The organism is Deltaproteobacteria bacterium PRO3 (assembly GCA_030263375.1).
Taxonomy (GTDB): Bacteria; UBA10199; UBA10199; order DSSB01; family DSSB01; genus DSSB01.
In genome coordinates this window covers 1-14,311 of record SZOV01000039.1, presented here as the reverse complement: position 1 = coordinate 14,311, position 14,311 = coordinate 1, and the positions used below count along the sequence as shown (strand labels likewise).

Here is a 14,311-nt window from a genome sequence, read left to right as displayed (position 1 = left end):
CTAAGCTCTCAACGGACGAAATATTGTCGGGGAGATCTCATGTACCAAAACCATCGCATCGCCGTCGTCGTCCCGGCCCATAACGAGGCCTCGCATATCAGCTCGGTGCTGCGAAACCTTCCGGAATGGGTGGACCACATCGTGGTCGTCGACGACGCAAGCCTCGACGGCACCTCGGAGGCCGCCTTGAAAAGCGGAGACCGCCGACTCGACTTGATCCGCAATTCCAAAAACCTCGGGGTGGGAGGCTCGATGCTGGCCGGATATCGGAAGGCCCTCGAATTGGGCGCGGACATCGTGGTAAAAATGGACGGGGACGACCAAATGCCCCCAGAATATCTTCCGGCTTTATTGAAGGCGCTCCTCGAGGAAGGAATGGACTACGCCAAGGGCAACCGGTTTCTGGCGGGCGAATCCCTCCAAAAGATGCCCAGGCTCCGCCTCTTCGGAAACATCGTCCTCACCTTCCTGAACAAGCTGGCCTCGGGCTATTGGAACGTCTTCGACCCTCAGAACGGCTTTACCGCGGTCAAGTCTTCCGTATTGAAAAGACTCGAATTCAAATCCTTCCACCTCGGTTATTTTTTCGAAAACGACATGTTGATCCACTTGAACCTGCTGAACTGCCGGGTGAAGGACGTCGCCGTCCCGGCGCGCTACGGAGACGAAAAGTCGGACCTCAATCCCTTCAAGATAGGAGTGAGCTTCCCCCTATTGTTGATGCGGAGATTCGCCTATCGCATCTATCAAAAATACATTTTGCGGGATTTCTCTCCCATCGCGATGTTCCTGATCCTGGGGTCTCTCCTGTTCGCCTGGGGGTTCGGCTTCGGCGCTTATCTTTGGCTGCACACCCGCGCTACCGGCTTACCCACCCCGACGGGCACCATCATGCTGTCGCTCTTGCCGCTCATTCTGGGATTTCAGCTGCTGTTGCAGGCCATCGTGCTGGATATCCAGGAGACGCCAAAATAATTCGGATGTCCGCTTCAAATCATCTCCGGGGATTCGCGAATATATCTCTCCAAAGCCTCCTCCCAAGGGGGCAACGACGCCAACCTGTCCCAAGAGGCAATCTCGGTGGCGATCGCCATGTTTTTCGGCCGGACGGCGGCGCCCGGAAACTCCGAGACGGAGGCGGGAAATACCGGATAGCCCAGGCCCAGAAGCGTGAAGAGGCGCGAGATGAATTCGTACCTCGAGCAATGACCTCGGCAGGAGAGATGTAAAAGCCCGCTCGCCTCCCGCGCCAAGGGCAGAATACTTTTCGCCAGGAGCCGGGCCGGATTCGGCACGCCGATCTGATCGTGAACCACGCGCACCGAGCCGTTCTTCTTCGCAAGCTCCAGAATAGCCTTGATGAAATTGTTGTTGCGAGGCCCATAAGGCCAGGAGATGCGCAAAACCAGGGATTGCTCGGGAGGAAGCGCACGCTGAACGTACTCCTCGCCCTGGAGTTTGGTGGCGGCATAGTGGTTCAACGGGTTGGGCGAATCGGATTCGAGGTAGGGGGAGGATTTTGCACCGTCGAAGACCCCGTGCGAGCTAAGATGCACCAATTTCGTTCCGTGCGCTGCGCAAGCCTCCGCCAAATTTCGGGCGCCTTCCGCATTGACGCGTCGGGCGGCATCGCGATCCAGCTCGGCCTTGTCGATGTCGCGATAAGCCGCGCAGTTCACGACGTATGCGGGCCGCGACTCGCGAAAACAAGCCTGCACGGCGTGACGGTCTGAAATGTCCAGATCCCGATGGCTCGTCCCCCGCACCTCGAAACCGGGCCCATCCGCATCTCGCGCCGCAGAAAGAATTTCGGACCCCATCAGGCCCTCACAACCCGTTACCAACAGCACGTCTTTCACGTTTGCCCCCTCGATTCCCGAGACCGCGCAACCATTCCGTCGCAATCCCCAGCAACCAAGCAAAGTTCCTCGCAGATTGCACGAAGACTCCGTAACACGCCGTCGCGGGATCCCGTTTTATAAGAAATAGGGTGAACCGAAAATCCAATCCTCCGAGAAACAAGAACAACTGTCCCGCGAGCAGCAAGACGCGGGCCGCGACAAGGGGATAGAATATGAAGCCCCCCAGGAAAGCCGCCGAGGACAATATACGCCGTGGAATCCGAGGGTCGGTATAGGCATCGCCCCTCTTCTTCTCGGGATGTTCCCGGTACAGGCGGATGCGATTGAGCGCCCGGCGGTATTGAGACTTTAAATAGGGCCAAAGTCGCTCGGGGTGAAGGTGCCCCGTGACCGCCGTTTTTTGCAGGACCAGGCGGCTGCGAGCGGACAATTTATAGGTGAGATCCCAATCGTCCGCGCAGGGGTTGCCGAATTTTTCGTTGAATCCCCCCAAGGCCTCCAAGAGGCGTCGCCTCACCGCCAAGCTGGCCGTCGGATGGCAATCGACGCGTTCCTCGATCAAACCGTATTTGTATTCGAGTTCCAATCCGATGAATTTCGCCAACCGAATATCGGGCCGCAAAGTCTTGTAGATACCTCCCACGCCTCCGATCCCCGGATCGGCGAAGGGCTTCAGCATCTCCTCGAGCCAGTTTCGCTCGGGAAGGCAGTCGTCATCGGTGAAGACGCAAATATCCGCGGTCGTCATCCGCCATGCGGCATTACGGGCGGAGGCCGCACCGCCGTTGGCCCGGTAATCGTACTTGATGATAGGATACCGTTTCGCAAAGCCCGCCACCACGACACCGGAGCTGTCGGAGGATCCGTCATCCACAAGTATGATCTCGTCGGGCAACCGGGTCTGGGCGAGCAAGCTTTCCAGGAGACCCGCGATGCGATTCTCGGCGTTGAACAAGGGCACGAGCACCGCGGCACGGATCGAATTTGATGTGGAGCAGGAAATCATGGCCTTCTTTCGTGGGGGCCGGAATGCAGTCGAATCCCCTCTTTAGGACGGATGGAAGCTAAATTCACCCGACGAGATCTCTTCGTCAAGCCCCAGCAGCACCGAAACCTCTTTCGAGCAAATCGTTTCCCAGCGATACTTGGCCACGGCGGCGGGGCCGCGCCTTGCCTTCTCCCTCATTTCCTCCGGGTTTTCAAAGGCCCATCGGAGCTTGGCGGCCAAATCGAGTCCGTTCCCCTCCTTGAAAAAGACCGAGGTATTCCCGTCGGCGATGTCGCGAAAACCCGGAATATCCGACAATAGGGTCGGAAGCCCGCAAGCCATAGCCTCCAACAGGACCAGGCTGAAACCCTCGAACCTCGAGGGCATCACCAAAAGGCCGGAACGGCGAAACAAGGCCGGCATCTCATCGTGCGCCAGGCATGGAACGAACTCGATGTTTTCCCGAATTCCCAAAGCCTCGGCCTCCCGCATCAGGGAGCTTAACAACGAACCTTGGGCGACCAAAGTCAAACGCATCTCCGGAAATTCTGGCTTCAAGCGGCCCATCGCCTCGAGCAGATCCCTGTGTCCCTTGACCTCCACCGCCCTTCCGACGCACACCAGGCGCCGCATCGAAACGGCGGCCCTCGATTCATGCTCGTGCCGGACGAAGAGGCTTTCGTCGATGCCGTTGGGAATGAAGTGCGCCTTCCGAAAAATTTTGGAAGCGCGCTCCAGGGATTTCCAATACCAGCGGCTGGGCACCACGTAGCGATCGAACTGAAACCAGCCCCGCCGCAGAAAAAATTCCATCACGCGACCGTAGCCGCCGAATATCGCGCCGTAAAACCGGACCCAAGCGCTCCAGTTTCCCGGCAGATTATGGACCACCGCGACTCGCCTCCCGACCGGCAAGGGGAAAAAGGCCAGCAGGCCGGAGACGGGAACCGGCGCGAAGTCCTCTCGGAGCGCGTCGAAGCGTTCTTCGCGAAGTAGATGGAGGAGGTGGAACATCATCAGGACGTTCGCCATCGCCAGGGTGAAATAACTAGGAAAAGGGAAACGCTTCAGCAAAAAATCGGGAACCACCTTCTTGCGCAGGATCTCGATTCCCCCTTTGCGCTCGAATGGGAGCTCCTCGGGACGCATCTTCCCGCACAAATATTTTACTTCATGACCTTCCGCCGCGAGGCGCAAGGCCGTTTCCCGGGAACGCGTCTCGACCCCTCCCTCCAAAAACGGGGAGCTATGGGAGACAAAGAGGATTTTCATCGACAGATGACCTTTTCTGTGGCGCGGACCCAACGAATCTCCCGCACCGGCGGCCGCGAGGAGCGGGGGGGATTCGCACTTTGCATATAGCTTAATTTTACCCTCTTGAGGAAATATTCCTCGCCGCCCTCCAAGAGCCTTAACGGATAGGCGTAGCGATGCTTCCCGTCGCCGGCAAGCAGGGGAACGGTCAAGTCCGCCCCGCCCCCCGGATTGGAGGTATCCAGGGTTATCCGTATCGCCTTCGAACGCGAAACGCTCGGCGCCTCGGCCTCGAAGGTCAAGTGCGAGAACTCTCCCAGGCAAAGGCCCGGTGCCTCGTCGGCCTCGCGCCATTCTCCCTTCTCGTCGAGCGGCAAAATCGCATCCTCTTCCCGGAATGGCGGCCAGGCCTCCGAGAGGCTGGTGTTGGAAGGACGCGGAGGACGGTCCTCACCGGCGGCATCGTCTCGCTTACCCGCCCCCCCCTCGATCTCGAGGCGCGGAGCCCGCCACAGGCCCCAATCGTGGATCGGGTTCCCTTCGGGGAGGCCGCTCAGTCGCAGGGTGAGATCGCGGCCCGCATAGGCCTCGAGCGGGACCCTAATCGGAACCCACCCGCTCTCACCCGCCCCGAAACGCCGCTCCCACAGCAAACGGTTCGCCCCGTTTTCCCCAACCGCCTCCACCCGAAAGGTCATCCCGTCGGAATTCTCGTAGCTGGGCGCCGCGGGGCTGAGGGCGACCTCCGCGAAAAAGGTCGCGGAACGCGGAGCGGCGGGCAAGGACATCTTCCAATCGACCGTATTTCCGGAGTGGAGGAAGAGCGTCAGCCGCCGCGGATCGCGAAACTCGGTCCGTCGCAAACTTTCGTCCAGCCAATGGACGGGGGGCATCCCCGAACCGCGACGCACGAGCACAGAGTCCAAGATAAAATCTCCCTGGAGCAAGACCGTCCGGCGAGGTCCGAACACGGACAGCCGGTGCTCCCGCAGCGGCCGCGCGAGCTTGCCCAAGATCTCGAAGCGGCCCGGCGGCCAATAAAAAACCTCCTGCAGGCAATACGTCGGCGCGTCCGCCTCGTTTCTAAGGCAGGAGGCCGAAACTGGGCTGCGCCCGCGAATGAAATAGGAATATTCGGCGAAGCCGGCGCCCGACGAAATCCCCCAATAAACCATGGCCGCAAAACACACCGCGCCGAGAAGCGGCTTTTGAAAGAAATCCGCACGGAGCAGGAACCCTTTCCACACCTCTCCCCCACGAACCCCCCGACACAACAGCCAAGCCGCCCCAGAAAGGCCGATCCATACCAACATAGTCGGTTTCGAATACCAATGCGCCAAATTCCCCCGAAACAAGGCGATGGCGCCCAAGTTCAAGGCGCCGAACAGCAGCACGGCCAGAGCGCCCCTCGTGGCCTCCCCCCGCGCGGCGCCGCGCAGTAAGGCCGCCGTCGTCGCGCCGACGAGAAGCAACCCGAAGAAACCCCGCCCCCTCGCCGGCTGCGGCGAGGACACCGGCGCCCAGGGAAGCCCCAGCCCCTCGAGGAAAAACCTCCATCCCGGCCAAGCGACGCGCATTCCCCCCTCCGCCCGCTGCTCGACCAGGAAATACAGATCCTGAAAAGGATGCAAAACTCCGTAGTAGAGGTAGGGAAGGCTCGCCAACCAGGCCCCGGTCGCCCATGCGAGGAAATAGCGCTTCCGCCAACCCCATCTGCCCTGGGCTGCCCACAGCGCCGCCGGCCACACGAACACGCCGCCCCCGTAAGACCAGCTGGCGAGGAGGCCGCCCAGCACCATGCCAAAAGCGGCGAGGCCGTCCGTTCGGACCCTCAGGACGCTCCACAAACTCAAGGCGAATCCCAGACAACCCAGGCCGAGGGTCATGGCGGCGAATCCGAATTCGAAGCTGCTCACCTGGCTGGGAAAAAAGAACAGCGCCGAAATCCACGGCAGCAGGCACCACCGAGCGGGCCCGCGGCTGGACGCCGTCATCGCGTCGAACAGGAGGAACACCGTCAAAGCCCCGATGCCGATCCCCGCTCCCAGGACGATCAGCTGGTTCCAGGCGAAAAATTCGGCAAGAAAGGCCTGAACCAGGGTGGGAAAGACCATCGCGTGGCCGTTCAAAAAAGTGTCGCGAAAAAAATTCCCCCAGGCATAGCGGCCGGCCAGGATCTCGCCGATCAGGGGAGCAATCATCAGGTCGTCGTTGGAGGCCGTGTTCTCACCTTGCGACGCGAGAAAGGCGCAAAGCCGCCAAATCGGCAGGGCCGCAAGCAAGACGCAGAAGACTCGAAACGCTATTCGCATCCGGAATCCAAGTTCCAATAGAGGTCTCCGACCTCGGTCTTGTTCAGAAAGCTCAGGCTCACCTTGCCCTTTAAATCGGAATATCCCTTTTCATCCAGAAGCAGGTATTTCGACTTGGGCGGAAGGGCGAGCCTTTCGAGTTTCAACACGGCGGATATGCCGATGCCGGCGGGCACCTCGGCCAACTCGGGCGGAAAGGGCCACGGCGTGAGATAGGACAGCACCGTGTTGCACCAAGGGTCCGCCCCGGCCCGGTATCGCATCCCTTCCGCGACCGCCTCTCGAAAGGCGCGCCGCGACTCCGACGGGTATTGAAAGCTTTTCGAAACGGTCTCTAGGTAAGCCTTGGAAAAGGCCGGCGAGGTCGCCAATCCCGCGCCCACAAAAAGGCTCGCAATCCATAATCGACGTTTAGAGGCGAGGCTCAGGAAGACGCAAAGCAGGAGAACCGGCGCGAAGACGCGGTAATCGCCCCAGTTGAACAGCTCGTAAAAAAAGATCACGAAGCCCAGCAGCGACCCCAGGACATAAACGATGAAAAGCCCGGATCTTCGCCCCTCCTCACGCTTCCAAACCGAATAGGCCGTTACAGCCAGGACCGCCAACAGGAGGTATTGCTGCACATCCGGAAGGAGGTACTTCCCGTCGACCTTTATCAAGAGAACCAGGTTGTCGTAGGCATGGCCCCAAAAGTGCCCCCACAGGGCGCCAGGGTTGCTTTGGGACAGCTCCCGCAGTTCGGGAAAGATTCCGTAAGGAAAGGGCGCCCCCCAATACAGGACGAGCCAGAAGAAGGCGAACATCCAGGGCAGGGAAAGAGCCCCAACCCAGGCGAGCCGCGCCGCCGTGGGGCGCCGCAGCGAAGCCAAAAAGAAGGGCGCCCACAGGAAGGCCCAGGTGGTCCGCAACACCGAAAGGAAGAGCAGCAGCAGGCAAGAACCTATAAAAAATCCGGGGCCGCAGGAATCGCGTCTTTCCAGCAGAAGATAAAAGACGCCCGCCAGCAACACCGCCCCTCCCAAGTGGAGACTCTCCTGCATCATCGAAGGCATATAAAGATGCAGGGGCCAAGCCAGGGCAGCGACCAAGGTCGCGCGTCGCAGGGTCGCCGAGTCGGGACGGACCAAGGCCAGGAATCCCGCCAAAGCGGCGGTGAAAAAAAACAGGTTCCCATACAGTCCCGTCGCGGGACCCCATCCAAAGACCCGCCCCAAGGCGCCGTAGAACATCGGAAACACCGGGCCGTGGGCGTCGAAGCGTGAAAAGGAGGCCTTGGCCGGTTTTTCCTCGAAGGTGTAATAACCTCCCTGAAACCCGACCGCCGAAAAATCCAGGGCCTCATGCCAGTAATAGAGCTCGTCGCTGTAGTAAGGGGCATACGCGGCCGGCGTTTTCCCGAAATAAAGCTGGAGCAAGACCAGGGTCATCAGGGCGGGCAAGGACAAAAAAGCCGCGGTCCAAAGCAGTCGTTGGCTGCGAGAGTCTCCGTTCTCTGAAAGAGATTGGTTCACGGCTTGAACTCGAGGACGGCATCGACGACCCGCGAGAGCTCCGCTTCGGAGAGGCCGGTGAAAAACGGCAAACGCAACAGCCGCGCCGCCGTTCGTTCCGTCACGGGGCATTGCCCTTCCCGACCACCGAACCGGCGTCCCATCTTGGAGAGATGCAACGGTACATAATGAAACAACGCCATGATTCCCCGCGCTTGCAAATGACGCATGAGCCCGTCGCGCTGCGCCGCCTCGGGAAACAGCAAATAGAACATGTGGTGGGAGGACTCGCAGTGCCCGGGGACCTGGGGCAGGCCGACGCCGTGCGCCCCGGCCCATTCGCCCAGGCTCTTACGGTAGAATTCGGAGATCGAACGGCGCTTATCCTGGATTTCTTCGCGGCGTTCGAGCTGGGCGCACAGAAAAGCGGCCAAGATCTCCGAAGGCAAGTAACTCGAACCGATATCCACCCAGCTGTACTTGTCCACCTGGCCGCGGAAGAATCGGCTGCGATCCGTTCCTTTTTCCCGCAGAATCTCGGCCCGCTCGACGTGGACGGGATCGTTCAGCAGGATCGCGCCGCCCTCTCCGCAGCTGAAATTCTTGGTCTCGTGGAAGCTCAGGGCGGCGATGTCGCCGAAGCCGCCGAGGGGCTTGCCGCGGTATTTGCCGAAGAGGCCGTGGGCGTTGTCCTCGACGATCTTGAGGCTCCGCCGGTCCGCAGTTTCCCGCAGCCGATCGTATTCGCAGCCCACGCCGGCGTAGTTCACCGCAAAAATCGCCTTGGCGGCCGGGCCGACCGCGGCCTCGAGCAAGCCCTCGTCGAGATTCAAGGTGTCGGGACGGATGTCGACGAAGACCGGCTTGGCGCCGCGCAGGACGAAGGCGTTCACGGTGGATACGAAGGTGAAAGAAGGCACCAGGACCTCGTCCCCCGGCTTGAGATCGAGCAGCATCGCGGCCATCTCGAGGGCATGGGTACAGGAGGTCGTGAGCAGGGCCTTACCGCCTACGATTTCCCGCTCCAACATTTCGTTGCAGCGACGGGTGAACTCGCCGTCTCCCGAGGTCCGGCCGCGCTCGACCGCCTCCCGCATGTAGCGGAACTCGTCCCCGGCGAGATAGCTGCGGTTGAACGGTATGGAATAGTCTCTCATCTCACGCCCTCTCGGTGCATGCCACCGGCAGGTCCGCGCCGCTGCTCTCGTAACGCACCTCTCGAAACCGCAACACCTCCGCCGGAGAACCGGCCACGATGGCGTAAGGCGGTATGTCCCGGGTCACCACGCTGCCCGCGCCAACGATGCTGCCCTGTCCAACGGTGACCCCCGGCAGGATCACCGCGTGGCCGCCGATCCAGACATGGTCGCCGACGCGGATGTCGCCGCCCCGGTAGTTGGAGAGGTGGTCGGGGTCGGGGCCGGCCGTATAGAACGCGGAGTGGGATCCGATCACCACGTCCGAGCCGACGAAGATCCGAAAATTCCCGATGTAGCTCGGGTAGAATTCCGCTCCCCGATTGATGCTGACCTGGCTTCCCAATTCGACCAGGCGGGGAAACTTGAAATAGACGCCGTAATCGAAAAAATTCATGCGTCCACACTTCGCCAACAGGGCCTTGAATGCGGCGTTCCGCAAGAACCCGGGAAGCAGGTCCAGAGCCACGTGCAGCAAATGGATGAAATAGACGTAGACCTGATTGAAAACGAGCATCCGGATCCGCGATTTCAACAAGTATTTCGAAAGCCGTTGGCTCATGCGAGACGCCTCATTTCTTTCACCACCAGAGGGATACCGGCCGGCTGGTCAGCTGGACGTAATACCAAACCAGACCGCTGCACAAGTGAAGACCGAAGACCCCCCAACCAGGCCACCAGCGCCGACCCCGTTCCGAAGGCGGGAGGTTGATGAGAAACAGGACCGAGGCGATGAACAATAAATACAGTGAAATCTGGCCGCTCCAGAAGAAATCGCCGAAACCGAAGTTGGGGCTGGAAGGCTCCGCTTGAGCGAGAAAATATTCGTAGAAGGCGCCGAAGGCGAAGATGAGCCAGGCGAAGGAAAGCCGAAAGTCCTCCCTCGCGCAGCGAGCGTAGGCGAGCGATACGTATAAAGGAAAAGCGATCGAGAGGAGAAATTTCGGCAAGAGCCAAGAAGAATACAAGCCGTGGACCTGAAACGGCGCCCAAACGATCTTCATCGGCGTCCCCAGAGCCTGGCGCTCGAAGGCAAATTGGTACTGCCATAGCAAGATCGCGACCGCCATGCCGAAGACGCCCAGCAAAAGCGGAAGCGCGTCAATCCGTTTCTTGGCGCCGAGCCTCCAGGCCATGGCCAAGCCCAGCGCGGGAAGCAGACAGATGGCGAAATTCGGCTTGGCCAGGACGTTGAGAGCCGTCGCCAGCGCCAAAACCGCCGTGCGCCGCCAAGCCCCCGAAGCGCCATCCTCTCCCCGCAGGGAGCGCAGGACCTCGAAGAACAGCCAAACGGAAAGCGGCACGACCAGCCGCATCGTGGAGCTGTGGAAGATGTTCATCCCAATGTAGCCCAGGTAGAGTTTTCGACTCGGGATCGAAAGCAAATTGACGGGAGCAACCAGCATCAGGGCCAAGGCCAGGCAGGCCGCGACCCATGCATTTTTCCACCCCTCCCCTGGACGGAGATGGGTGAGGAAGGTCCGGTAGAGGATGAAAGCCAGCAATAGATAAGCGCAGACTCCAATGACAAAGCCGGCATTCTCGAAGCCTCCGGGGAGCGCGGCCCGTGAGGCGTCGAAACCGTGCAAGGCCAACGCCACGGCGATGACGAGGGCCTGGTAGAGAAAATGAGGGGTCGCCGGCTCTCCCAAGCTCCACATCTTCCTGGCGAACTCCAGGTGAAAGGGAAAATCCGTCTCTCCTACCATTGTATGGAGCATCATCGGCGTAAAGAGCGCGAAGGCGGCGGAGAGGACCGTCGCAAGCGCCCATTTTTCGGAAGACCGACTATTCAAGGAAACCATCGGTGGTACCACAGCCGAACCCCCTCGACGATGAAGGCATTTTTGTGAAAGGCGCGAAGCGCGGCTACGTTCCGCGCTTGAGTGACGGTCCGAACCTTGGCGGCCCGGTTTTCCCGCTGGAGTTCCCGACATGCCGTTGTCAGGAGCGCGCCTCCAAGGCCCCGGCCGCGATGCCGGAGCTCGAGGGCGAGCAGCTCGATCCTCCCCCAATCGCCCTCCTCGCGTCGCGAAGCGACGAAGCCCGCGGGCTTCCCTCCGACCTCCGCCACCCACACCCCTTGGGGCGCTTCCTCGAGACAACGCTCGAGCCAGGCCCGATAGAGGGCGTCGGCGGATTCCTTTGAGATGCGCGAATCATAGTGAAATCTCCCCAGGCGGAAGGCTTCCTGGGCGAGGGCCAGGAGGGCCGGTCGGTCCGGATCGGAAACCGGGCGGATCCGGCCGGAAAGATCCGGAGCGGGGCCGACCTCGGGGCCGTGGAGGTGTTTTTCCAGGGAGACGCGGATGTCCGTAAGGTGAAAGCCGTGGGCTTCGGCCAACTCCAGGGTCCGGCGATCGTCGGGCACGGCGAGGAAGTAGAGCCCTTCGATCCGGTTTTCTCGGCACCAACGCAAGACCGACTCGACCGAAGCCTCCTCCAGTCGATCGCCGCGCACCCTCGCGATCCTCTTGCCGAAGAATCGCGAGTCCCACTCCAAATATTCGCAAGGCGTTTCCATATCAGGATGGCTCCCGACCCGCGAGGCCCCAACTATTCTCCCAATCCGGGAATGGCAAGGATTATCGTCTCGGCGGGCGAAGGTCCCGCTTCTCCAGTCAATCGCCCTGCCCGGTTCTGGTCTTCACGACATAGGTTGGACGGCCCAACATCCGGTAATACATGCGCGCCAGGTACTCTCCGAAAATCCCCAGCGTGAAAAGCTGGGCTCCGGAAAAGATGGCGATGATGGAAGCCAGGAAAGCGAAGCCGGGGACGGACCGCCCGGACCATAAATACCGGGCAAGCACGAAAGTCAGTACCCCGATTCCGAAAAGGGTGAAGAAAAAGCCGATCCAACTCGCAATCTGCAAGGGGAAGGCGCTGTAACCGGTCACCATATTGAAAGTGTGCGCGACCAGCTTCCCCAACCCGTAATGCGAGCGGCCGAACTTGCGCTCGCGGAGGTGGACGGCAACGGAGGCGAAGGAGTCCGTGCACCACCCCAACAGGACGTCGACGGAGACGTACGACCCCCGGCACTCCGCAAACCCCTCCCGCAGGGAGGCCCGAAACAGCCGGAAGGCGCCGGCATAGTCGGCGCTGCCGACCCGCAGAAGGTTTTTGAGCGCCCATTTGGCGGCCTTAGTGGCGAGCAATCGACCCCTTCCATGGACCCGCTCCGAAGGGATGCCGTAGACCACGTCGTAGCCCTCTTGAAGCTTCGCGAGCAGTTTGGGAATTTCCGAGGGAGGATGCTGAAGGTCGTCGTCGAGGGTCAGGATGATCTCTTGTCGCGCCTCCCGAATACCGCAGAGCAGGGCGTTGTGTTGGCCGTAATTGCGGCTGAGCCGGATGCCCCTGACCTTCGGATCGGAAGCGGCGAGCCTGCGAATCACGTCCCAAGCCCCGTCCTTGCCGCCGTCCTCGACGAGGACGATTTCGTAGGGCATTCCGATCCCGGAGAGTGTCCCGGCGAGCTCCCCGCAGAGCTCCTCCAAGGAAGACTCGCTTTGGTAAACCGGAACGACCGCGGAAATGCCTTTCATGGTGCTCCTTAGCCGAGCAGGTCCCGCAAGCGGGGAAGCCCGGCATCCTTCGGCGACAGGACGATGTCTTGCAGCGGCAATCGGATATCCAAATCCGGATCCGACCAAAGAATCCCGCCCTCATCCTCCGGATCGTAAAAATCGCTGCACTTGTATAAAACCTCCGCCTCCTCGCTGAGGACGCAAAAGCCGTGGGCGAAATACTCGGGGATGTAGAATTGCCGCAGGTTCTCCCCGGAGAGGTGTACACCCGTCCATTTCCCAAAATTCGGAGAATCGCGACGGATATCCACCGCGATGTCGTAGATTTCGCCCCGCAATACGGTGACCAGCTTCGCCTGCGGCTTGTTTTTCTGAAAGTGGAGGCCGCGAAACACACCCTTCACCGAATGGGAAAAATTATCCTGAACAAAGGCGTCGGAAATTCCGGCGGACTTGTATTTGAGGGCGTGGAACACCTCGACGAATCTGCCGCGGGCATCCCGGTGGATCGGCGGCTCCAGCAAAAGAGTCCCCGGAAGGTCGGTAGGCAAGAGCTTAACGGACATGGGGGGATTCCTCCTCCACCACCTGCCTCAAATACCTCCCATACCCATTCTTCTCCAACCCCTTCGCCAATTCCAACAACCGCGCCGAATCGATAAACCCCTCCCGCCACGCGATCTCCTCGACGCAGCTCACCTGCAGGCCCTGCCGTTCCTGGATCGTCTGGATGAAGCTCGAGGCCGCCATCAGCGAGTCGACCGTCCCCGTGTCCAGCCAGGCGAAGCCGCGACCCAGCAGCTCCACGCGCAGCGCGCCGCGCCGCAGGTACTCGAGGTTGACGTCGGTGATCTCCAGCTCGCCCCGCGCCGAGGGTTTCAGCCCCTTCGCGATCTCGACCACGCCGGCGTCGTAGAAATAAATCCCCGGCACCGCGTAGCGCGACTTGGGGACCCGGGGCTTCTCCTCGATGCTCAGCACCTTGCCTTCGGCGTCGAATTCCACCACGCCGTAGCGCTCGGGGTCCTGCACGGCGTAGCCGAAGACCAAACCGCCCCGTTCCAGCCGGCTGGCGCGCTTCAGGATCTCCGGCAACCCGTGCCCGTGGAAGATATTGTCCCCCAACACCAGGCAGACCGGCTCTTTCCCGATGAAGTCCTCCGCGATCACAAAGGCCTGCGCGATTCCCTTCGGCTCGGGCTGCTCCGCGTAGCGGAAGCTCAAGCCCAGCCGCGAGCCGTCGCCGAACAGCTTTTGAAAATGCGGCAGGTCGTGGGGCGTCGAGACGATCAGGATATCGCGGATCCCGGCCTGCATCAGCGCCGCCAGCGGGTAATAGATCATCGGCTTGTCGTACACCGGCAAGAGCTGCTTGCTGACCGCGCGGGTCAACGGATAGAGCCGGGTGGCCGAGCCCCCGGCGAGGATGATCCCTTTCATAGCGGGTATTGCCTCCTGATCCATTCGCGGTACTCGCCGTTCTGCACCCGGCGCACCCAATCGCGGTTGGATAAATACCATTGCACCGTCTTGTCCAGCCCGCTCTCGAAGCTCTCCTCGGGAAGCCATTCCAGCTCCACCTCGAGCTTCACGCAATCCATCGCGTAGCGCCGGTCGTGGCCGGGCCGGTCGGGGACGAAGGTCTTCAGCTCGCGATAAGACCCGCCCGGCCGCGG

General features: G+C 60.9%; 12 protein-coding genes. 1 reads left to right on the top strand and 11 read right to left on the bottom strand.

Annotated elements, in window-relative coordinates:
* Positions 1–39 precede the first annotated feature (39 nt).
* On the top strand, positions 40–975 hold the full coding sequence (locus FBR05_07805; GenBank protein MDL1872098.1) for a glycosyltransferase family 2 protein: 936 nt from the start codon (positions 40–42) through the stop codon (positions 973–975).
* A 14-nt stretch (positions 976–989) separates the two neighbouring features.
* On the opposite strand, the gene rfbD is transcribed toward FBR05_07805, so the two are convergent.
* From rfbD to rfbA, 11 genes are all read right to left on the bottom strand, one after another.
* Complete coding sequence (rfbD, locus tag FBR05_07800) at positions 990–1,859, bottom strand: dTDP-4-dehydrorhamnose reductase (protein MDL1872097.1); 870 nt, start codon at positions 1,857–1,859, stop codon at positions 990–992.
* A complete protein-coding gene (locus FBR05_07795; GenBank protein MDL1872096.1) occupies positions 1,828–2,868 on the bottom strand; it encodes a glycosyltransferase in 1,041 nt (346 codons plus the stop codon). Before FBR05_07795 ends, rfbD begins: the two co-directional genes overlap by 32 nt.
* A gap of 42 nt (positions 2,869–2,910) precedes the next feature.
* A complete protein-coding gene (locus FBR05_07790) occupies positions 2,911–4,458 on the bottom strand; it encodes a glycosyltransferase family 4 protein (GenBank protein ID MDL1872095.1) in 1,548 nt (515 codons plus the stop codon).
* A 1,948-nt stretch (positions 4,459–6,406) separates the two neighbouring features.
* A complete protein-coding gene (locus FBR05_07785) occupies positions 6,407–7,861 on the bottom strand; it encodes a hypothetical protein (GenBank protein MDL1872094.1) in 1,455 nt (484 codons plus the stop codon).
* 62 nt (positions 7,862–7,923) lie between these two features.
* Positions 7,924–9,063, bottom strand: a complete 1,140-nt coding sequence (gene rffA / locus FBR05_07780) for a dTDP-4-amino-4,6-dideoxygalactose transaminase (GenBank protein MDL1872093.1) — start codon at positions 9,061–9,063, stop codon at positions 7,924–7,926.
* A 1-nt stretch (position 9,064) separates the two neighbouring features.
* Positions 9,065–9,664: an acyltransferase gene (locus FBR05_07775; GenBank protein ID MDL1872092.1), complete on the bottom strand. Its 600-nt coding sequence runs from the start codon at positions 9,662–9,664 to the stop codon at positions 9,065–9,067.
* A gap of 19 nt (positions 9,665–9,683) precedes the next feature.
* Positions 9,684–10,919: a hypothetical protein gene (locus FBR05_07770; protein MDL1872091.1), complete on the bottom strand. Its 1,236-nt coding sequence runs from the start codon at positions 10,917–10,919 to the stop codon at positions 9,684–9,686.
* Positions 10,895–11,626: a GNAT family N-acetyltransferase gene (locus tag FBR05_07765; protein MDL1872090.1), complete on the bottom strand. Its 732-nt coding sequence runs from the start codon at positions 11,624–11,626 to the stop codon at positions 10,895–10,897. The genes FBR05_07770 and FBR05_07765 overlap by 25 nt, the downstream gene beginning before the upstream one ends.
* Positions 11,627–11,723: 97 nt before the next feature.
* A complete protein-coding gene (locus tag FBR05_07760; protein MDL1872089.1) occupies positions 11,724–12,653 on the bottom strand; it encodes a glycosyltransferase family 2 protein in 930 nt (309 codons plus the stop codon).
* An 8-nt stretch (positions 12,654–12,661) separates the two neighbouring features.
* Positions 12,662–13,201, bottom strand: coding sequence for a dTDP-4-dehydrorhamnose 3,5-epimerase (gene rfbC, locus FBR05_07755; GenBank protein MDL1872088.1), 540 nt, complete (start codon positions 13,199–13,201; stop codon positions 12,662–12,664).
* Positions 13,191–14,075, bottom strand: coding sequence for a glucose-1-phosphate thymidylyltransferase RfbA (rfbA, locus tag FBR05_07750; GenBank protein ID MDL1872087.1), 885 nt, complete (start codon positions 14,073–14,075; stop codon positions 13,191–13,193). Before rfbA ends, rfbC begins: the two co-directional genes overlap by 11 nt.
* Between the last annotated feature and the right edge of the window lie 236 nt (positions 14,076–14,311).